Genomic DNA, 23,044 nt, shown 5'->3' on the forward strand with positions numbered 1-23,044 from the left:
TTCTAAAATATTCGTTGCATAATAGAGCAATCGCTCTTTATTTAGCTTTCCTCCCTTTTTCTTACCTCCTATAAACTTCTCGAAGTGTCTTTCAATTTTGCTATAGGATTAATAAACTCGGTGCTTGGCGAAACAATTTCTTCAGTAGTAAAAGGCTTGACGTTTTTCTCAAGATCATTTTTAACTTCATTTGCTTTATCAACAACACTATTGATAATTTTTTTATCTTCTTCTGAGCTTTGCTTATTTTTTGTTGCACAAGAAGAGTCACCAAGCAGTGGAGAGATAACATAATCTGCAGCTTCTTTTGCCAATTTTATATTTTCCCTTTGTGACAAAATCTCTAGCTCATTTAAGTCACTTTCACATGTAATTCCAGCTTTACCTTGTTGTGATTTTATGTAGTACTCTCTATCACCTTTTGATTCTTCACTCTCTCCAATATCAGACCTACTATTAATCCTATATTGCGATACCGCAGAAGGAATAGTAGAGTCATCATGCTCTTCTACTCTATAATAATGACTATTATAAATGTTAATCCTTTGAATTATATTCTGCAGATAAGATTGCACCTGTTCTATGTTTTGTAAGTCATCTTTTGTGAATTTAAAAGATTTATCTTTTAAATTTTTCCTGAATTTTCTCAAACTTTCCACTTTATCTTGATTTCTTCCTCCTGGATAAATTTGATCAAGTAACTTAAGCAAATAATCACCTTTTTTCAACGGTGATGTTATTTTATCAAATAATTTTAGATGTACTGGATGTTTCAAACATGCATTGATATGCTCTAAGTAATTATTGAAGCTTTTAGTGTCATTTTCGTCCTGTGTTTTTTTTCTCTGTTGATAAACTTCATTAAATTTCTCACTTAACAAATTAATCTCTGTGACACTTTTAACGCTATATTCTGCTATAATATGAGCATAAGTATCCACACTAGGATTATTCCTTAACTTATTAACTTTCTCTGAAAAGCTATTGTAAGTACTTTTTGTTTTTAAGTAATACTCGAAACGATTAAGAAGATACACAACTGTTATAAAAGCATTTCTTAGCATTGTAAACAAAGTACCACCATAATTATCTCTCAATTCTTTTTCATAATTATTAAGCTTTCTTCGTGCATGTTTTAATACACCAATAAATTCCTTCTTACTTTTATTGAAATCATGCTCATTGGTATTGTAAACTTCTATAAACAAATTTAAGGCAATTTCAATACTTTGATCAGCCAGATCGTCAATTCTTTTCAGGCTTTTTATTTCCTGGTTAATATAATCTATTATCTCTGTTGCAAGTTTATTTCCATAAGCTTGTTGATTTGATAATCTTACTACTGATTTATTATAAGCATCAATATACTCTCCTCCTTTCTTGAGTAGATTTATGTCAAAGCTCAATTCACCACTCGAATAGCAAAAGAATGCAGACTTTCTATTAGAGTTTAGGCATCTAAGTCTACCTGGAGCTTGAATAAGCTGTGCAGGCTTGTTGAGATCAGTAGATATTGGATCTATTAGCATTCCAACATGTTGTAAATTGATATCATTGTATCCCTGTACCTTGGTAGGATTTACATCATTACCAACTAATCCCATGCGGCACAAAGCATGATAATCCTTTTCTTCTTTCAATAGATCTTCATATAAATCTTTTAGCTTAGCTTCTGATAAATGGTCTATTGCTAACTTAGCTAACTGTTCCTGATTTAAGTCTTGTAAAATTCTTTTTTTATGATGGTTGATAGACAAATTATTCTTCTCATTTATTGCTTTCTTGAGTTCCTTAGCATGATATGTATCTAGGTTAATTAGATCTTCACATACGCTTTGATTATCACTCGGGGACAATTTCTTTTTTACAAGCTCTTTTACAAGCTCTAATTCTTCTAATGGTTGACCACTTATATAGTCCGAAAGCTTACTTTTAAGATCTTCTGTAGATAAATTGGCTGAGCTATCTAACATTACTAATTTTACTTTGTACTTATTTTCGTAACAAAAATCTTGTAGTGCTCCTAATGGATATTCTTTTTTATTACAAGAATAACAAGGACTAGAATATCTTGAATAAGTTAGCTTACTACCATCTTGTAATGTCATTCCAAGTGCTTTCCCGAGATCTTCAAGTAGCTTTTTCTCATTTTCTCCTAGGCGTGTAGATCCTTTTTTCTCATCTTGTTCTTTATCTCTCAATCCTCTTAAAGAAGAGGCAAACTTTCTTCTTTCAGCAGCTACTCTTTTGAACAGGTCACAAAAGTCATCCATTTTACCTTCTTCTACTCCATAATATTCAAGGTAGTCTCTCACTACATCGTAATAGCCTCTACTTAGCAAATCTACTAGCTTTGTAGGAACTTGTTCTAATCCCTCAGATGACATCAAGAGATGAAGTTCTTTATCTTGGTTCCAATTCCTTATTAATCTTATAAATAAATCACGGTCTTTATTTTCCTTTAGAAGGTTAATTACAGATCGCATATGCTTAACAAGGTTTTTCTTTAATTTATCGCTTTTAATCCCTTGATCTTCAACGTATGTTTTTAAATCACAATTCTTGTCTAACGCTTTTTTAACTTCTGCTACTAAACCTTCCAAATCTGCACACCTCTTCTCATCAAGCTCGTGTCTATTTAGACCTGTTAAGTATGAAAGTGTATTCTCAATTATTCCATGCATTACACGGAATGCAGAATAATCAGCAATACCACTGAAGTCATAATATTCTTTTACGATTCCTGATGCTTTTTCTTTTGTAATATTGAACCGCTTAGCAACTTGCTCTGTTATGAGAACAATTTTTTTTGATTGAGTTATTAACTTATATTCTGGTTGGGGTTCGAACGTTCGCTCCAAGAAATCAAGAATCTTTGATTCATTAAACTTTGGTAAGGTTTTGTTTCTACCATATTGCAATATTTTTTTCAGATTCTCTATCTGCTTATTTGACTCAGCTAAAATCAATGCTGGTTCACCAATTACGCTTTGAACATTTCTATATAAATAATTCTCTACTTCTTTTTTTAATTCATCGTCTGTTAAACTTGCATCGCTATATTTATTGTTTTCTTCCGGCTTAAAATCCACATACTCTTCAACGCCATTAGAATATTCTTTTGCTAGATTTTTACTTTTTACTTTGGTATGAACTTGTAGATTTAAATCCCCGTATACACCAGACTTCATTTTATCTGTCAAAGAAAGAGTTTTAAGTAAACCATCATTTTCTTTGATATATTTATGAGTGCTTATTGAAGGCGTTGCACTTAAAAACAGCGTAGGCATAAGTACAGATAAGAGTCCCATACGGTGTTTACACAACTCCTGCTCTGCTACTCGGTGCTCTTCATCAAAGGACAGAGATATAGATTTTTCAATATTTAGTTCAAATTCTTGATTATTAATTGTAACTTTACCATCTTGAATTTTATATTCCTTATCTCCAAATTGAATTTTATCTGCAAGAATTAAAAAATCTTTCTCATCTATATTTATTTTCCCATTCTTTATTTTAAATTCTTTATCTCCAATGTTGAGAGCTTTTATAATATCAGGAAGCTGTTCAAGACCTATTACCTCTAAAAATTGATCCCAATTTTTCATTAAGCTTTCGCTGCTCAATATATAGCACCCTTTATTATCGCTTATCTCTTTCAACTCAATATCTTCAATATCAGAGTCAGATAATACTTTTTTCCAGTCATCACGTTTCTGTGTTACAAGATCTTTACTAGGTGCTAGAGATATGTAAGGTACACCCATTAGCCTAGCTGGTAGATATTCAACAAGCAGTTCTATAAATGTTTTTCCAGTTCCTGTTGCAAGCGCAAACTCTTTAGTTGGACTCTTACCTTCTTTTAAGTGTTCTATTGTTTCTTTGATGTAAGATAAATGTTGTGGAAATATTACAATTTTACCAAGCCCACCTATTGTTGCACTTTTTTCTTTACCTTTGATTGTTACACTATAATGGTGATTACCTTTCTTATCTCTGCTGATTGTCAACTCATGCTGTGTGCACAAAGTAAGTAGATATTCGTCAGTGTAATCTGTCGTATCTTTAATATCTACCGAAGAAGAAGCACTTTCATCAAATTTAACATTGTATGTACCTTCTTCCTTCTTCGTTAAAGTTACACCAATTTGTCTTTCACCTATTGTTACTTTATCATTTATTTCATCTTTATTGCTACTTAACAAACTTTCTATTTTTTCTTTAATGCCCTTCGCAATTTGAGAAGTTTTGCTATTTAATTCAATTGACAGCAAGACTCCCAAGTAAGTCTTTTCTAGCCCTTCTATATTTCTCTTTTTTGAATCGTCATCAAACTTTGTGAATATTTGCGCAGATGAATGTACCATGTTTTTACCTTTAAAATACAGTGTTAATCTTTTAATAATATAGGAAATTAAATAATTAATCAATATATTTAATTAATGAATTACAAAATAATCATAAATTTTTCTATTATTTCCAAATGAATTAGTATGAACTCTTTAATGTACATTAGTAAAAACCCAAATAATATAACCATTGATAGCAATAAAAACCAAAGATCGTGAAAACTGTTTTCCTTTGAATCTGCAGATCTAGTTTATTAATTAATTTAAAATATTGTACGTGTAAGTTTAGGAGAAGGAAATAGTGAACAAGATGTTGCTGCTTTGGCCAAGTCACTAAATAAAATTAAATCAAAAAGTGTTGCAATGTGTTAGGAAGTCAATCAATAAATAATTATATTCTGATAGGTTGCCCTGGAAGTGGAAAAGGTACTCTTGCAGATGAGATGTCAAAATATGGTTATTTAAAAATTAACACAGGGGATTGCTTGAGATCTGAAGTAAATAACAATACTTCTCTTGGAATTAAAATACAAAAAGATCTAAATGAGGGAATTTTTATCTCTGATCAGGATGTTTGGGAGAGTATCTTACCATCTTTAAATAATGCTATCAAAAGCAAGCAAAAATTTACTCTAGATGCCTTCCCTCAAAATCTTGGTAAATTGGAGTTACTTAAAACTTTTTTAAAAGATAATAAGTTAGTTAATACTGTACAATTTTTTATTTTTAGAGTTGATAAAAGTTTAGCTTTACAACGTATACAGGGAAGATTAACATGTCAAAATTGTACAAAAGTTTATAATGAAATAAGTAAAAAACCTAAAAAAGCTCTTAAATGTGATCACTGCTGTGGTACCTTAATAAAACGTCCAGAAGATAATTTGAATAAATCTACCGAAAGAATAGAAAATTTTTATAATATTACTGCTCCTATTGTTGGAGTAATAAAAAGACAATTTGCAAGTATAGACATAAATAGTAATATAAATGAAAATGCTATTGAAAAATTAAGCTCCAATGAATCTATATGTCAAATAAAATAAGGTTTAAAAGTATAGTTGCAGTTTATTTAATAGTAGAACAAGGCAACAAAACTCTCCTTCTTTTAAGAAAAAATACAGGTTATGCAGATGGACTGTTTGGGTTAGTATCTGGAAATGTGGAAGAAAATGAAAGCATAAACGAAGCGTGTGTCAGAGAAGGGCATGAAGAAGCAGGCATTGTACTTAATAGTGAGAATTTGGATCTTGCTTATGTACTACAAAGAAAAGAGAAGGCGTTAACTATACTTGATTTTTTCTTTAGAATTAAGAAATATGAAGGAGCTATTACCAACACCGAGCCACACAAATGTGAAAAATTGGAGTTCTTTAATGTTAAGGAATTACCTGAAAATACTATTCCATACATTAAGTATTCTTTAGATAGAATTAGAATAGGAGAGCGGTATGGGGAATATGGCTTTTAACAGCAATATAACTATCTCCTCGCGCAACGCTGAAAATAGAACCCAAGAAGACTTGGATATGTTGCAAAGAATTTTATTTAAAGGGGAAGAGTTATCAGGAAATCACAGTGTTGTTAGGGAGTACGAAGGAAAGTTAGCAAATTTTTTTGGTGTGAAACATGCAGTTGCCACATCTTCAGGTACAGCAGCCTTACATATAGCTTTAGAAGCTGTAGATACAAAACCAGAAGATGAAATAATTGTACCTGTGACAGGTGCTGTGATGTCAGCTATGCCTATAATTATAAGTAAAGCTACTCCTATATTTGTTGATATTGAGCCAAATAGCTTCGAAATTAACATAAAGGAATTAGAGCAAAAGATAAATTGTAAAACTAAAGCCATTATCTCTGTGCCAATGTGAGGCTATTCTACTTATAGCAAACAGTTAGATAGGATATCTAAAAAATATAACATCCCTATCATTGAAGATGCAGCTCAAGCCATAGGAACTAAGAATGGTATAAAATACGAAGGTACTTTAGGTAAAGTAGGGTGTTTTAGTACGCATGAGTTAAAGTTAATCAGCACTAGCGAAGGTGGCTTTATCTTAACTTCAGATGAAAAGCTTGCTATGAAAATGAAGTCTTTCTCCAAAATTGGTTTTTGTACAATAGAAAAAAGTTTTGGGTGTCGGAAAGGATTAAACTATAAACTATCTCCCTTATCTGCTGGTTTAGGCATTCAACAATTAGCTAGACTATCAAATAAATTAGAACGTAGATTATACATAGCTTCTTTGTGGAAAAAATATTTATGTATCGGTGACATTGCGGAAATAAATTATAATGCAATGTCAATACCTAGTTATTATAGCTTAGTTTTAATAATATCAAAGTTTAAGGGAAAAGACGCAACAAAACTATCGAGCATTTTAGCTCAACATAATGTTATTACGGATATTTATAGATATAAATATAAAATATTACCAGAATATCCTGTTTTTTCACAAGGTATGCAAAATAAGTTATCGAATGACTTCGTTAATGCTAGGAAACTTATTTCACGTTTATTAATTCTTCCAACTCATGAAGGTATAAAAGAAGAAGATATACCATTGTTATCAAACCTAATACTACAGTGCATTCAGTAAATAAATTTAAGTTTTAATAATTATTTCTGAATACCCATTAACTGTACTAGACACAACTTAATCTGACAGGTGAGAATTAACTGACAGAAGAATTGAAAACTAATATCAGTCTTTTGTTTAATGTTACTAATATTTTTCTGAAAAGCAATTTGTTTGCTATCAAGAAAAGTTTGCATAGGCAAAGCAATATTTGCCTGAATGAGGCCTTGTCTCATTGTAAGAACGCAGCCAATGATCAACATCAATCTGCAAATCTTTCAAAGAGCTGTAGATTTTCTTTCTAAAGATAATATTGTAACACTCATCTTGCATAGTTTTATGAAACCTCTCGCATATGCCATTAGTTTGTGGAGAATTGGCCTTAGTTCTTGAATGATCAATGTTTTCAATTCCCAAATAAAGCTGATAAGCGTGATTTTCTGGTTTACCACAATATTCTGTACCTCGATCCGTGAGAATTCGCAATAAAGGAATATTTTGTCCATCAAAAAACGGCATCACTCTATCATTTAGCAAGTCAGCAGAAGTAATAGCTGTCTTATCTACATAAAGCTTAGCAAACGCTACTCTCGAATATGTATCAATAAAAGTCTGCTGGTAAATGAGCACAACACCCTTGATATTGCCTACATAGTAAGTATCTTGAGATCCCAAATAACCTGGGTGTTCTGTGTCAATTTCACCGTGAGCTTCTCTTTGTTCTTTCACTTTTTCTAACGCTGCAAGCTGTTCTTCTGTCAGAATTATTCCGTCTTGCATAACTTTTGTTTCAAGAGCCTTAAGCCTTTTTTTGAAGGTCTCTAGGTCATTTCTCAGCCATACAGACCTCACACCACCTTCGGAGATCTCTTTTTCTAAGTTCGTTTGCAGATCTTTGTTGTCCGTATGCTGGAAATTCGGTAGCAATATTCACTACTGCTCTTTCTATATCTTCGGAAACTCTGTTTGCAAACAGTGGTTTTTTCTTGCTGATTTCGTGTAATGCCTCTTCTCCTCCATTTTCATATAACTCCTTAAATCTTAAAACGTATCTCTTCATTACCTTGCACGCTTGAGATACATTGCCGAGCTGTTTTGCTAGCTCTAATAAACCTAGTTTTGGTTTTAATATTTTTGTTTCTCATTTCTAACACTCCTTGTTCTTATTATTTTATAACTTACTTTTTTAAAGTGTCAGATCAAATCTTGTTTAATACACTTAAGGGAAATACCGATGTTATGGAGTGAGCAATTGGAGAAGTTTTACGGTTTTAATTATGCCATTTAATAACAAGAAGCTTGAGATATCAAGAGATTATGTAAAAGGTATTGACTTGTAACCTCATGACAATTAAGCTATGCTTATTGTATAGCTAGAGAGGTAATGTGCCAAGTTTTTTTGATAAACCGTTTGAAGAACAAGTAGAAGAAATAACAAAAACTGAAAATGCAGAAAGTTTAAGGTTACTACAGGCATTAATTGGTGTGAGAAATCCTGATGCATTCATAAAATATTACTCGAGTTTTATAACTGCTAAAATTAATATTCTTAATGTAAGGCGTTATGGTGAATGTAGACTGCAAAAGCTATGTCTTGAACAATACAAGGAAATTTTTGAGTATTTTTATAATGTAAGTAATAAGATAGGTGAAGTAGAATTGAGAAAGTTTTTAAACGGGAAAGGTGATCTAATTAAAGGTGGTATTAGAGAAAGTTTAAAGAAGGTAATACTGAAGCCAGGTAATGGAGAAAATGTAGAGCATGTGTACAGTATAGACACAGCATGGTTATGTCTTATAGGTTGTGAGCAAGTTTTAGAAGCTTATGACAATACTGCAAAGAAAACAATAGAGGAAACTGACCAAAAGATCATAGATATAGTTAGGAATAATAAACACTTTGATGAAGGAAGAAGAAAAATAAATGAAGAATTAGCAGAGTGCAAAAGAAAGTATAAGCAATATAGTGAAGAGATTAATAAGTTCTATGATTTTATAAAAAAAATAGAAAATCGCACTCTTTTGTCAGATTGGTGCAGTGTACTACTAGAGCAAGTAAAGAAAGATTCAGACAAGTCAGATGAGGGGATGGTACACATACTGCGTAATTATAATAGGTCTCAGTTAGATACGGATGTAAGTAATTGGTTAATCAGCAAAGTTTTTGATAAAGTCTTAGATAATAAACTGAAAGAATTAAAAGAGAAATACCAGCTGGAGGAAGTAAGTATTGAATATGATGTAGGTAAGAATTATTTAAAGAGGGAAGTACTAGAAAAATCTAGTGTCAATGTGCTTAATCCCAAGAAACTTATTAATGCAATGCAAAGTGTTCCAGATTATAAGGTTAAAAGTGAAAAGGAGAAACTAAGTGAGGTTACGGTTTGGTCTATAGAAGGACTTACCAATGAAGAGAATAGAGCTTTAAAAGATGCATTGCCAAGAGCAACCAAGGCCTGGAAAGAAAGCGAAAGTAGTGAGTTAAAGATTAAGGATTTTCTAATAATGCTGTTAAAGGTATTGGGTCAAGAGATTGTAGAATTAGAACTTAGTAAAAGAAATAGGTTAAGTTTACAGCAACCGCAACGCGACCACAAGGTTCTACTGAAGGGCTTGCACGATAGAGTATCTGATATATTAGGTAAGAATAAAAATAATGTTTATGATGATAGTTTCACAGAGAAAATTCTTGTTAATATATTGAAGAGAAAACAATACCATAGTTTAGCATTGATGTTAATTACCCAGCTGACAAAACCTCATGATATAGTGAAAGCAGAACAGGATATTTTAAATACTATGTTGCTTGAAGCTATAGAAAAAGATAGAAGAGATATGGCATTACTTTTGATATGTAACGGAGCTAGTATTATTGTGTCGCCTACTGTTATTGCAAAATTAGGTGATGAGTTATTAGGAACAAAAGGAGTGGAACAAGTTGCGCGTTTATACAGTAAAATGCCTATAATTGGGGTAAAGTGCAAAAAAATAAAAGAAGGAGAATCAAGAATAAATAGGGAGTTAGAAATAATAGATTTTACTGTAAAAAGCCCTCTTGATAGGAATCAGGAAAATGATGACGAAGAAGTACTAGAAATTTGTGAGATTTTCAACTTAAAAGAACTAAGTGAGTTATTCCCTGAAGGATCTCTATTAAAAGTGGGGAGTGATATCACAATGAGTTACAATGAAAAAATATCAAGCGGAAAATTAAAAAGAACTGAAGGTAAAAAAGATTCAGAGCAAGAGAATAAAACAGAGAATTTAGAACTTGTAGCGCAGTACCTAGAAAAAAAGGAACGTAATAAATTATTACGTAATTGGTCTCTAGGTGGGGCAGGTCTTGGAGGAGTTGGGGGAGCTTGTGCTTTTTTCTTTCTTGCTCCTCCAATTGCTGCTCTTGTTTTTGCCGGTGTTGCTGTTGGCTCTATAACGGTTAGTTTGCTTGCTTCTGGTGTACATATACTTATAAACAAACAAGGTGATCTTGAAATAAGTCGTGACAATCTTCAAGACTTAAATAAAGCAATTGATCTTTTTATAGACTTATTAAAACAAAATGTTCCTTCAGGAATAAGTAATACTTTCTTAGAAGAATTGAGACAAGAGAAAGAAGAAATAAATAAAAGTAAAGAGAAGTTTATAAATCTCTCGCGTATTTCAGATGTTATGAAAAGGGTATGCAAGAAAATACCAGGAGTTGGTAAGCTTATTTCAGAGATAAAAGAAAAAAAGTGGAAAGATATAGAACTCATTATGTTACTGCTTGAAGATTTTGAGCGTGAGTTTAATAAAGCTGTTGCTGAATCAAGTAAAGTAAAGGAAGTAACATTTGGAGATCTTGCAATGAATATAATCAGAAGTAGAGAAAACTATATTAGGTGTTTAAAAACGCAGAGTATGGTAGATGAACAAAATGACACAACAAAGAAGCTAAGTGCAGTAGCACGTGAAATTTCGGATATGTTGATAGATTTATCAAATGCGGAAGTAAAAAGAATGGCACAGGATAAGGAGGAGGAAAGACAAGGAAGAGAAGAGGCACAGGCAGGAAAAAAAGCTGTTGGTTTATTGTATGATGAAGCAGAAGATTTATTCAATATATCTAGAAAGAAGATCAGATGTAATCAGGCTGTGGAGGAATCCTTAGAACAACAATATACTTTTCTAGTTCTAAATAAAGACTATAAAGAAAAATTTAAGGGTATTTGCAATGAATATAGAAACCTCAAAGAAGAGTTAAAGAGTAAACAGCTTAGACTTGATGATGAACAAGAAAAATATGTATTCGATAAGGAAGAAAAAAAGCATGTTATGGGTAAGTTGGCAAAATTAAATGATGAAATTGATAGATTAAGCAAAAACTTTGTTCAGCGTGAGCATAAAGAGAATGAACCTGCAAGAAAATTCGATGATGAGGCTATTAATGAATTAAGATTCCATGTAATTGCAGAAACAAAGCAAGCAAGAAAAGCTACAGAGCAAGAAAGAAAAGCATTGATAGAGGAAAAAAATGCAGTTGAAGAAATAGTGATGCAATTACAAATGTCAGATTCAGTGCAAACACCAAGCTCTGCATTCAGTAGTGTAAGTCATGAATCAGTTGCAGGGCCTTCTTGGCGAATATGAGAACAAAGAAGTTTATAAAATTCTTGGAGCGCGAAAGATTAAAAAGCGTTCTGTATGAAAGATTAAAATGTCAAGAGCCAGAAAGCCATGGGGAAATAAATCAGTTATTTGATGAGTTTGGCAAGCTAAAGATAGTGTGTTGGATGCCATCGGTGGCTGAAAGTGCAAGAGGCAAAAAGTTCTCTCATGGGCAAGTGGTTGCAGTGCTGCTTTTAACAGGAGCAGTTGCTTGTTCTTTGTATGAGAGATATAGAGTATTAGGATTGCTTAGCCTATCCTTTCTCTCAGGATATGTTTTGCATTCATTTTTGCACTTTGCAAGACGTATTGATCGTTATACTGAAATTTATCATGAGGTTAAAGTTATGCTTTCACAAACATCAGCAAGTAATTATCAAAATGGATACATGCAATCAATTAACAGCGTAACTAATGAACAAGTTGCAGGACCTTCTTGGCAGATATAAGGGTTTTGAAGTTTTTATAATGGAAGATTTGAAAGTGGATAGCTTTTATATAGTTTTTTTATCGTAGAAGATACCAAAGAATTATTTTTATAAAAACACAAGTTCATTAGCACTACAAAAGTTTTAATTATTTACTTTTCCCAAAACCGCAAAAAAGTACCTACCTTTGTGAGAACAATTAAAACAAAAGCGGCGTTGTAAAAATAAAAGCATGAAATTGTTACAACAAAGTTGGGCAAAACAGTTCGTACGTAGATTTAGTAAAAGTGAGCCAATATAGCTGATTTCAGCGTATAATAAAATCACCATATAAAAAAGTTCGTATGGATTACGTGGTAGACCAACTCATCCCAAAGAAAAATGTTCTCACCGTCCTTGATTTTTAGTGCTGGAAATAGTTATTTTATTTAAGTTATTAGTGAAATATATTGCTAGATTAATAGTAATTTATTTGATAGTAAAAAGAAGAATTGAACTAATTTATAGTAAAACAAAATTTTAAGATGGAATAAAGCTCAACACAAAAACTTAAATAAAACAGCGTGAAAATAAAATGTCAAAATATGTATAAAAATTACTTGCATTGCCAAATTTATTTATTAGCATATAACTAAATCTAATATAATCTTAGGTTTTTATGTGAAATAGGCAGGGGTTTTATGCTGAAAGTGGAGCGTTCAACAGATTATCTAAAAGGAGCTAGTTTAGAAATTACTGAGCCGATAGAAGAAGAGCAAAATACACAACAAAGCAGTAAATCTTTTCAGCCTAAACCTAGAATACGGCGGCAATATAGTCCTAATGATAATAACTTGCAATTACTTTCTTTAATAGCTCGATATAAACAGGATCCTGCTTTAATAAATGATATTAAAGGTTTACTCAATAAGGTAGACATTAATTATAGAGATAAAGATGGTGATACGTTTTTACATGCTGCTATACAAGAAGAACATCAAGATGTTGTTAAACTCATACTAGAAAAAAGGGCAAGGATTGACATCGAAAATAATGCAGGTAAAACACCACTAAGCTTAGCTAATGAGCTTGATAATAGAAATCCTAATAAACAAAGTATCATTCAAATGCTAGATCAATCTTGGCAAAAGGATGATAAAAGGAAACGTAAACAACCTCCATCTGATCCTAATAAAAGGCAAAAATTTGATCAGGACAATAGCTTTCAATTTGCTGAGAAAACATTAAATCAACAAGATTATCAAGTATGGCTGACGCAGGAAGATGTTGCTAATATTGCAAGGATTAAATATGGGTGGTACGGAGAAAATAGTAATGTACTGTTTGAAGTGATTGGATCAGTAGGACAATTAGATGTTGAGTTAAAACGACATAAAGAAATACCAAAAGCACCTAGTAAACAATCACTGATATTTATTATCAATTTAAATAGTAATCATTGGGTAACACTGGTTATTATTCATCAAAATCAGCAATTTTCTGCTTACTACATTAACTCTTTTGGTGATGAAATAACAAGTGATATTCGTGATAAATTAAACTCAGCAATGCCAGGAATTCAGATCAGTAATCCCAAATTTAAGCAGCAAGAAGATGGTTATAATTGTGGAATATTTGCTTTAGAGAATGCGAGAATAATTAATGATAAAATAAAGTCTGGCAAGACTAACCTAGAAATTGAACAGGCATTGAAAGGTTATGAACTAACTTCAGATGATTTAAAGAACAAGAGGAAAGAATTTGCAGAAGAATTACAACAGCAAAAAGCTAAGCTTGATTATGAAGGAAGTACGCTAAATGATAGTAGTGCTAAAAAATCAAGTTCAACGGAAATACAAAAACCTAAAGCAGTGAAGAGGCCAAATAATGATCAAGAAGTACCAAACAAAAAAGTAAAACCTTCGTCTCAAAAATATTCTAAATCTGGATTGGTGCATACCTTACATGGAGATATTTATCAGCTAAAGTTATTAATGCTGTTTGTGAAAAGAGGATTAGATAGAGGGTATCTTTTTGAATTAGCAACAGAAATGGATGTAGCTGAAAAGTTTGATGATTTGGTTTTTCAATATGAAAAGAATAACGCAGATGGAACGGAAGAAAAGGTAGGGAGATTTTTGCAGGCTAAACATAAACAAGATGAGGATAAAAAGATCTCTGTTAATGATTTACTTACAGAAACAAATGGAGAATTTAGTCTACAAAAATACTTTATTTCTTATCGTAAAATCCAACAAAATCTGGAGTTTAAGAATAGTAATTTACAATATAAAGGTTTTATTATCTGTACGAATATTGGTTTTAAATTTGGTGATAAAAGAAGCAATCTGGAGCTAAGTGAAGATATTTTTGATCACGAGACGGATGAAAATGAAATCTTAAACACTAAGCTTTTTCAATTTAAGGATGAATTCACCGGAAGGGAGGAGATATTTTCAGTATTAAGAAACGCTCCTGATTTAACTAAGCTAGCAAAGGAACTTGCTGAATGTGTATTAGATGGTAAGTCTATAAGCAATGATAAGTCCAAAAATGATCTAAAAGGCAATCATTTTAAATCATATCAAAGTGCGTTGATAGACAAGGTTATTAATAAAGAAAGTCACAAACTAAGTGTTGATTTTGTGGAAGGACAGCAACTATCTTCAGAGACTGAAAATCTTCGAGTTGCCTTTGAAGAAGTATTTAATGATCGGAGAGAGTCTTTTAAATTAGATGATACACCTATTATAAAAAATTTAGAAAGCTTTGCTTCTGAAGTTGCTACACTAATAAAAAATCAACCTAATAATGTCGTTGAAGTTGAGAAAAGAAAGCGTGTTATAAAGGATAATTTTGATAAGTTAGCTGGTTATGCATTAATAAAAAAAGATAACAAGATAAAGTTTAGCACAGGATTTTTAAATAATGATGAATTGCCAGGTAATTTAAATATTTTTAGAAGAGAGTTACAAAGTAAGCTTCCGAATTTTGACCTTGGTCAATGCGAGTTTAAAATTTATAAAGACTTCAAAACTTGTGAGGAAATATATGTAGATAAGGATAATTTTTGGGAAAAAATAAAGGAAAAAGAATTAAAGTTGTTTAAGGATTTTGGGAAGCTAGATACTAATCTCGAATCTACAGGAAAATTTGTAGAAAAATTTGTTTCTTTGCTAGAAGAAAGTGAATCTAAAGAAAATCGAGTTGTAAAAATAAAAAGAACAGACAAAATTATTAGCAAAAATATCGATAAATTAGCCCAACACGTATTGATTGAAGAGAAAGATGAGATTCGATTTAGCTCAGAATTTTTGAGCGATACTCAACTACCAGGTAATTTAAATGATTTTAGATCTCAATTAAAAGCTAAACTTAAGGAGCTTAATTTTGATTGGAACGTACTTAAAGAGTATAAATTTTATATCGGTAATTTTCCTAAATTTAGTTTGCCAAATGATAGTATCAAAGAAATAGAAGAAAATATAAAAGATTTTTTAAAAGAATTAAGGTTTGCAGTCAATCAGCCAAATGAAGATAAGCTTGGTGAAATGATTAAAGACGAGTTGGGTAAAGAATTTAACACGATTGATAGGAAGAATGTTTATGGTAGGTTCTTGGAGAAAATGCTGGATTGGATGAAAGATAAAGAAGGAAAGTTTTTCACACACGAGGAAGGAAAGAATTTTTTTGAAGGAATAAGGAAAGAGATTTTAGGGACAATTTGGTTTAATATGAAAGATCCAGTAACGTTATTCACTGGAAGAAAAAGAGAGTTAAGTGATTTACATAAAGCATTGCAGCGAAACCAAGGTAAAGATAAGTTTACAGTAATATCACAGATGACCTCTATTAGTGGTTTGGGAGGAATAGGTAAAAGTGAATTGGCTAGAAAGTATGCTTATGATCATGAGAATGATTATGATGGCAATGTTATATGGATAAATGCTGAAAATTATGGTACTCTTGAAGACTCTTTTCTTAATTTAGCTAGAGATAATAGATTAGGTATTCCTACAAAAGATAGAGATGGAAAAGAAAAGACAGTAGAAGCTACTGTTAAAGAGATATATGGTTTTTTTGCAAAGAGGAAAAGTTTATTTATTTTTGATAATGCTGAAAATAATGAATATCTAAATAGATTCTTACCGCTGCGTTCTTTAGCGCCTGATGTTAATAAGCCTTACATTTTAATTACTTCTCGTAATCGAGAATGGGAAAAAGGAATAGAAGTTATGGATTTGAATGAATTGAAACTAGAGAATGCTATAGAGTTTGTGAGGAAAGGGCTAGGTATATCTGAAGAAGATGAATCGCAAGACCAAGAGATAAAAAATTTAGTAGAAAAACTACAGCGTTTTCCTTTAGCTATACAACAAGCAATAGCATATATTGAATACCAGAGAGTAACAGGAGAATTTGGAATTAATGATTATTTGAAAGAATATGAAAAAAAGACAAAAGATTTACTTGACTCAAAATTATTTAGAGGAATCGATAATTGCTACGCCAGAACAACTTTTACAACTTGGAAAATTACAATTGATAAAATAGCTAGTAATGAACAACATGGAAAATTAGCTTTAAAGATTTTGGATACTATTTCTTACTTTGCACCTGAAAACATTAGTAGAGAAATATTTTTAAGTTTAGCAGAAGGTGATGAAGAAAAGTTAAAGTCAGCTTCTAGGTTACTTGTGAAGTATTCTATGGTAAATGGTGAGCAAAAGCAAAGTGTATTAAGTATTCATAGATTAGTGCAAGAAGTAACAAGGATAAATTTAAAAGATAGAGAAAAAGAGGTTTTAAGGAAAGCACTGGAATTATTTCAAGGTGATAGTAGTCAAATCAATCTATTTGACGATAATTTCCGCCTAAATAATGTAGATCATGCCATATCTGTTTGGAGGTATGCAAATAACCATAAAGAATTGGTGAGGGAATTTAGTAGTTTACCTGTCTTGATTGTTAGCGAACTAAATGCTAGCCTAAGATATCAAGAGGCTTACTTGTTTGGTAGCAATGCATTAAAATTATTAGAAAAAATATTGGGTGATAATCATCCTTCTGTTCTATCAATGATGAATAACATAGCGTCTGTATTGTATACTCAAGGTAAAGATGATGATGCATTGGAAATTTATCGAAAACTAAAGGAGAAATCATACATCATTAACAAATTAGTAATGCCAAAACGTGTGTTTCTTTTTGATAATTATATAGGACTAATACTGAACAGGCAGGGTAAATATGATGAAGCATTAGAAATATTTTCCCACCTATATAGTCTAGTTAAGGAAGGCAAAATCAATTCTGACGGTAGCATAGAGCATAATATAGGCCTCACACTATCAGAACAAGGTAAACTTAATGACGCTATGGAGATGTTCAAGAATGCTCTCAAGCAAAAGGAAGAAGTATTAGGGCCTGATCATGAAAGCACTTTAAATACGAAGAATAGCATAGCTGCAGTGTTAGAAAGGCAGGGTAAATATGAAGATGTGCTTAAGATGCATTGGGAGATTTATGAGAAAAGAAAAAAAAATTTGGGGCCAAATCATCCAAATACTTTAACTACTTATGGTAATATTGCTCTCTCATTAACTAAATTAAGTAGATACGATGAGGCTTTAAAAATTGCAAATGAAGTTGAGAAAGAGAGGGAAAAGTTATTTCCAAATCATCCACGTACACTTAAAGGAAAGTTACTTATAGTTGAAATTTTAGGTGCTCAAGGTAAGTATGACAAGGCACTTGAGAAGTGTAAAAAGGTTTATGAGAAAAGAAAAGAAGTTTTGGGGCCAAATCATCCAGATACTTTGACTACTTTGGATGCTTGGTATGGTTTAGCTTTAAAATTTGCAAAACAGCGTAAATATGATAAGGCTCTCAAAGAGCTTAATGAGGTTCTTGAAGAAAGAAAAAGGATATTAAAACCTAATCATCCAGATATTTTACAAACTGAGGATGCAATAAGTAAAGTACGTCGAGCTCGAGATAATGGTGCTGATATTAATTTTAAGATCGTGGATCGAGAATTGTTCTCTGCAGCACAAAAAGGTCAATTAGAGGTTGTTAATGAATTATTAAGCAAAGGTGTTGAGGTTAATGTTCAAACTGCTGATGAAGGTGTTACACCATTACACTTTGCAGCACAAAATGATCACGCTAGAGTTGTCGAGAAGCTATTGGAAGGAGAGGCTGACGTTAATGCTAAAGATATAAACGGATCAACAGCGTTGCACATAGCAGCACACAGAAATTATCTGGATGTTGTTAATGCTTTACTAAAAGGAGATGCTGATGTCAATTGTTATGATAATGCACTTTTTAGGCCACTGCACTTTGCTGCACAAGAAGGTCATACCAAGATTGTAGAACTGCTATTGAAAAATGGTGCAGACATTGAAGCTACTAATATTGATGGTCTAACACCTTTGTATATAGCGGCATACTATAAACACTTGGATGTTGTAAAGATTTTACTAGAGGGAGGAGCTAACATTGATGCTGTTAATAAGCATAACATGATACCAGACTTTATAAATAAAGTTCTTTTATCAACTAAACAATTACCTAATGCAATTAGACGAAAGCACAATAAATCTGACGTACAACGATTGCTTGAAGATGGGGCAGTGATTAATTATTTTTCTGATACTAGTCGCTTAACATCGTTGCATTATGCTGTTTCCGGAGGAAATTTAGATATTGTGGTATTATTGTTGGGAAAAAAACCTGATGTTAACGTTGCTGACGAGGATGGTTGGACACCGCTACATTATACTGCCCAAGACGGCCACTTAGACATTGTAAAATTGCTGCTAGACCACCGAGCGGATCCTACTGTTCAAAATAGTGATAGAAAAACACCACTTGATTTAGCTCAGGAAAAATCATCTCAAAATCCACAAGTTTATCAAGAAATTATAAAGATTCTTACTGAATCTATTAATCAACAGCAAAAAACTGATCCTATAAATCAAGGAGGTGAAGTTTCGTCTGAAGAATGTTTACCAGGTCCAAGTTCAGGAAATAGGAGGAAAAGAGAAGCTAAAGGTGAATGTTTATTCACCTGGGAAGACGTGGATGAATTTAATGAGGAGAAGGATGAAAAAAGAGATTTTGATAAGATTAAGATAGATAGCGAAAAGTTTGTCAGTTACATTAAAGATTTGCCGAAAGAAAAGCAGAGTCAGCTAATTCAATTGGCCAGTGGGGTAAAAGTTACTGGTGAATCTCAAAGTTTGGTTAATAAGCTCATTAGTAATCAAAAAGTTATGAGTCATCTGAGTAGAGTTGGAAGAATCTCAGGCATGACTATGCATGGCATGATGGCTAAAAATGTATTAGCTGACTTTTTAAATGGAGATTATCAAGGTGTAGCAATTAATGTTGGTTTTATAGCAGGTGGTCAAGGATTTGCTAAAGTTGCTGAAGCTGCATCTCTCAAAGGGCTTAAATTAGCTTCAGAAGGAAAGTTATTACTTGGTAGATCTTTAAGAGCAGCATCTCCTTTCCTTGCTCGTGGCACTTCTGCCTTTGTTGTCTATGACCTAGTAAATCAGGTAAAAGCATTTAAAAATGGTACTGAAGAAGCATTGGTTGGCGTAGTAGGAGATAGTATTTACTTAGGTGTTGATGCTGCAGAGATTGGTATAGAAATTGCTGAAGCTTTTGAGGTATTAGAAGGAGTATCATCTATTACTGGACCTATAGGAGCTACAATTGGCGCTGTAGTATTTGTTGGTACTGATATTTACATGGCAGTAAAAAGAGTTGATAAAATTGACCAGATTATTCATCTTAAGGGAAATGAAAGATTTATTGAAGGGTTGCGTGCATTTATTGGTATGCAACCTGAAAAACATATAGAAGAGTTAATAGAAGAAAAACAACTTTATAATCAATTAGTTAAACAAGGACTTGAGTATTTAAAACAACATAGTGATATTCAAAGCTATGTCTTTCCTACTGGTAAGTCGGTTGTAGATTCTTGTCGTAAAGTATCATATAAAACAAGTATATGTGACAGCGGTGGATTGGGAGGTAGATGTTTAAAAACACGTACAGTTACACGTTATGCTGAGGAATGTACAACCAAGTTTGAGGTAGATTTAGACAATACAGTACAGCTTGATAGAAAAAGAACTGATATAAAATGGAGCAGAGCAAAGCCAGATAATCCAAGTGGTGGAGAATTGTTTTGTTTACCTCGAGGAAATCATGAACGTGTTCCAAGTTATGGATCTTATTTATGTGAAAATGCAATTGGTTTATCTACTAAAACAGGGAATCATACTCTCATTAACTTGGGAGAAGGTACAGATCATGCAAAAGGATTTATAGATAGTCCGAATATCTTTGTAGTGAATAATGGATCTAAAAGATATTTCGGTGGTAATAAAGACGATATATTTATTTTACAGGGAAGCTCTATAACAGGATATTTTTATGGAGAAGGTGGAGTGAACACTTTAGATCTTACATCATTTGCTCCAGAAAAAGAATCTATAGATGTAAAATTACATATAGGACAGGTTGAAGATTATTATCGAAAAAACTTTTTTGGAATGAGTGGAATAAATAAGTTCTTAGGTAGAAAAGCTAAAGCAGATCAAGTGTTTATTACATGCGATAGTGATACTAGTGATATTAAGTTTGTAGATGGCCAAAGTGGTAGTGAAGGATTTGTAGATCACATAAACATACATGACAAGGATTGCGCTTATGAGATGCAAATAGTGGTAAGGCCTAATACCGTTATATACAATCGAGCATTGAAAGGAGATTTTCACTATATTGTACCATATGCACTTGGTAGCGCTAAAGTTGATTTCATTTATACTGCTGAAGCATTGAACTTAAATAATACTTTTGCATTTGAGTATGAGCCTGCTCAGATAAAAAATGTCGACGTGAGAAATATAAATGTACTAAATAAGACTTCACATATAATCACGTTCAATTTTTCACCAATGTCAGACAAGGAATTTAATATAACAATCTCTGGTGCATCTAATCCTTCTTATAGACTAGGTAATAATACTGAAATAAAAGTAGGAAATAAGGGTAACCTGTACATGCTTGAGAACACTAATAAATCAGTTAATGAAATTATAAAGGATTACTTAGTTGTAGCAAATCGACTAAATAAAATGTCATTTTTTATACAATCACTTTTAAGTAATGAGACAGTGGTAATAGGAAGTGGAAATCATGAAGTAATACATAATAATCCAGCGTATAGGAGTCACTTAGTGGGCAATGGTGGTGAAAATGTATATGTGATTGATTCTAAAAGGTTTGAAATTCCTCTACCTGAAGTGGTTATTTATGACCTTGATGTAGAAAGTTCAGTGGATACGATTGACCTGAGAAATTTAGTAAGGCAGGTAAGAGGTAAACTCTCAAATCAAGATCATTTTCAATTAAAAGTTCTAAAATCTGCAAATGATTTGTTATTAAAAGCAACAATAGTTGAAGTGAAGCCAACAGAAGATTCATCTGTAAGTAAGATGAGAAAACATGAGTATTGTACTGTGAGATTAAAAGATGGGGTTAATTGGTATAACAAAACTCATGTGATTGTGGATAATGCTCCTATGAAAATCAACCTTGATAATAATGAGTGGAGTTTGAAACCATTACCTTTAAAATTTGAAAAGGATAAAGAAGTTATTATTGTAACAAGTCAAGATATAGAAGAAAACACTGAACTAATAACACCTAAAAGAGCAGGAAACTATAGCTTTGTTAGTGATCATGGTAATGATCTAATAGTAACGAATGCTTTTGATGTTAATGTAGCTAAAAATGATCTATGTACGATAGTATTAAGTAAGTTTTATGAAAAACCTAAAATGGCAACATTATCAATAAAGTTTGCTGATAAGGAAATAATTCTAAAAGAGCATCAGGAAGAAATAAGTAGTGCAAGAGACGTGAATGTTGTGAAAAAAGAATATAAGGATCAAGTCTATAATGGTGTCTTCAATCATACAAAAAGCAGTCCAGAAGTTATTATGTTATCTGATCAACCTGTAACGCATAGACATAGGCATAGTGGACACAGAGAGCAAACTCGTCATCGTCGTAGTACAAGTAGCGGTATTAGGCCGACTGGATGGATAAATGATTTATTTGGTTGGGTAAGAAGCTCAATAAGTGGATTGTTAAGTTCTAAACCTGAGAGCACTCCAAGTTCTATCTCACAAGTAGATGCAAGAGTGGATGTAAATGGTACGATAATGTTACTTGACGTGTTTATTAGAAAAGTTACAGGTCAAAAGTATATTTCTACAGTAGATCAGCCTATATCTCCACTAGAAGCACAGGGATATGCATTAAATATTACAGGGAAATTTGAGAAAGTAGTAGAGCAAGCTGCAAAGGATAGTAAAATATCAATGCATCGACTAAATATTGATTTTGTGGGAATACAGAAAGAAGTTACAGGAAAAATCATGAGTGGTAAATTTAATGAGATTTCAGGGATTTTAAAATCATATGTAGAGAAAGCATGTCCTGGTGAAGAAGCTGGTAAGTTAAGTTCTAAAAAGTTTAACAAGTTTATAGCTCAATTTAATAAGGGTCTGCTAAATCAATCAATAGAGCAGATATTACACACCAAAAATGGTACATTAGAAGTTGATGGTGCAAAAAAACAGCAGACGAGTTTAGAGCCTCAAAGTTATTTAAGTAATGCTTCAGTTCACAGCCATTCAGAAGTATCAACTTGTCTTTCTGAGATAGGAGTAACCAAGCTTGGAGGTAATATCAATAGGTAGGTTATAATATAAGAGGTAATATGCCAAGTAGTGGAAAATTTAAAGTGAAGGTAGCAAAATTAGCCAAAATAATTAGGGATACCAGACCAAGTTTGATGGTCCTAATACTAACATGGATGAAGTAGACATTAAATGCTAAGTGGTTAATGTGTTTTCCATATTGAACTTACAGCACGTAGCTTTGATATAGAAGTTTGGGTAACGTTATGATAGTAATTTATATAATTCTATGTGCAATCTTTATAGCCATTTTAGACAGCTCACTAGATTCT

6 protein-coding genes and 2 pseudogenes are annotated in these 23,044 nt (G+C 32.2%); 6 read left to right on the plus strand and 2 right to left on the minus strand.

The features are described 5' to 3' along the window. Positions 1–68: 68 nt before the first annotated feature. Positions 69–4,367: a DEAD/DEAH box helicase family protein gene (locus ONG78_RS04645; RefSeq protein ID WP_264377783.1), complete on the minus strand. Its 4,299-nt coding sequence runs from the start codon at positions 4,365–4,367 to the stop codon at positions 69–71. 347 nt (positions 4,368–4,714) lie between these two features. Between ONG78_RS04645 and ONG78_RS04650 the strand changes: the two genes are divergently transcribed. The 3 genes and pseudogenes from ONG78_RS04650 (at position 4,715) to ONG78_RS04660 (ending at position 6,949) form a co-directional block, all read left to right on the plus strand. Beyond that, on the plus strand, positions 4,715–5,392 hold the full coding sequence (locus tag ONG78_RS04650) for an adenylate kinase family protein (protein ID WP_264377784.1): 678 nt from the start codon (positions 4,715–4,717) through the stop codon (positions 5,390–5,392). Then, positions 5,377–5,817 carry an NUDIX hydrolase gene (locus ONG78_RS04655; protein WP_264377785.1) on the plus strand — a complete coding sequence of 147 codons (441 nt, stop codon included), beginning with the start codon at positions 5,377–5,379 and terminating at the stop codon, positions 5,815–5,817. The genes ONG78_RS04650 and ONG78_RS04655 overlap by 16 nt, the downstream gene beginning before the upstream one ends. Then, positions 5,807–6,949, plus strand: a pseudogene (locus ONG78_RS04660) (DegT/DnrJ/EryC1/StrS family aminotransferase). Before ONG78_RS04655 ends, ONG78_RS04660 begins: the two are co-directional and overlap by 11 nt. 20 nt (positions 6,950–6,969) lie before the next feature. Here the strand turns inward: ONG78_RS04660 and ONG78_RS04665 are convergent. After that, positions 6,970–8,060, minus strand: a pseudogene (locus ONG78_RS04665) (IS481 family transposase). Between the two features lie 254 nt (positions 8,061–8,314). On the opposite strand from ONG78_RS04665, the gene ONG78_RS04670 reads away from it, so the two are divergent. The 3 genes from ONG78_RS04670 (at position 8,315) to fxsT (ending at position 22,772) form a co-directional block, all read left to right on the plus strand. Further along, positions 8,315–11,557, plus strand: coding sequence for a hypothetical protein (locus ONG78_RS04670; protein ID WP_264377786.1), 3,243 nt, complete (start codon positions 8,315–8,317; stop codon positions 11,555–11,557). Beyond that, on the plus strand, positions 11,545–12,024 hold the full coding sequence (locus ONG78_RS04675; protein WP_264377787.1) for a hypothetical protein: 480 nt from the start codon (positions 11,545–11,547) through the stop codon (positions 12,022–12,024). Before ONG78_RS04670 ends, ONG78_RS04675 begins: the two co-directional genes overlap by 13 nt. Positions 12,025–12,683: 659 nt before the next feature. After that, on the plus strand, positions 12,684–22,772 hold the full coding sequence (gene fxsT, locus ONG78_RS04680; protein ID WP_264377788.1) for an FxSxx-COOH system tetratricopeptide repeat protein: 10,089 nt from the start codon (positions 12,684–12,686) through the stop codon (positions 22,770–22,772). Positions 22,773–23,044 lie beyond the last annotated feature (272 nt).

The organism is Wolbachia endosymbiont (group B) of Philonthus cognatus (genome assembly GCF_947179345.1).
GTDB lineage: Bacteria > Pseudomonadota > Alphaproteobacteria > Rickettsiales > Anaplasmataceae > Wolbachia.

Excerpts from the sequence above, each read along its gene's own strand:
- fxsT (WP_264377788.1), top strand. The coding sequence starts at position 12,684 with ATGCTGAAAGTGGAGCGTTCAACAGATTATCTAAAAGGAGCTAGTTTA.
- ONG78_RS04645 (WP_264377783.1), bottom strand. The coding sequence starts at position 4,367 with ATGGTACATTCATCTGCGCAAATATTCACAAAGTTTGATGACGATTCA.
- ONG78_RS04655 (WP_264377785.1), top strand. The coding sequence starts at position 5,377 with ATGTCAAATAAAATAAGGTTTAAAAGTATAGTTGCAGTTTATTTAATA.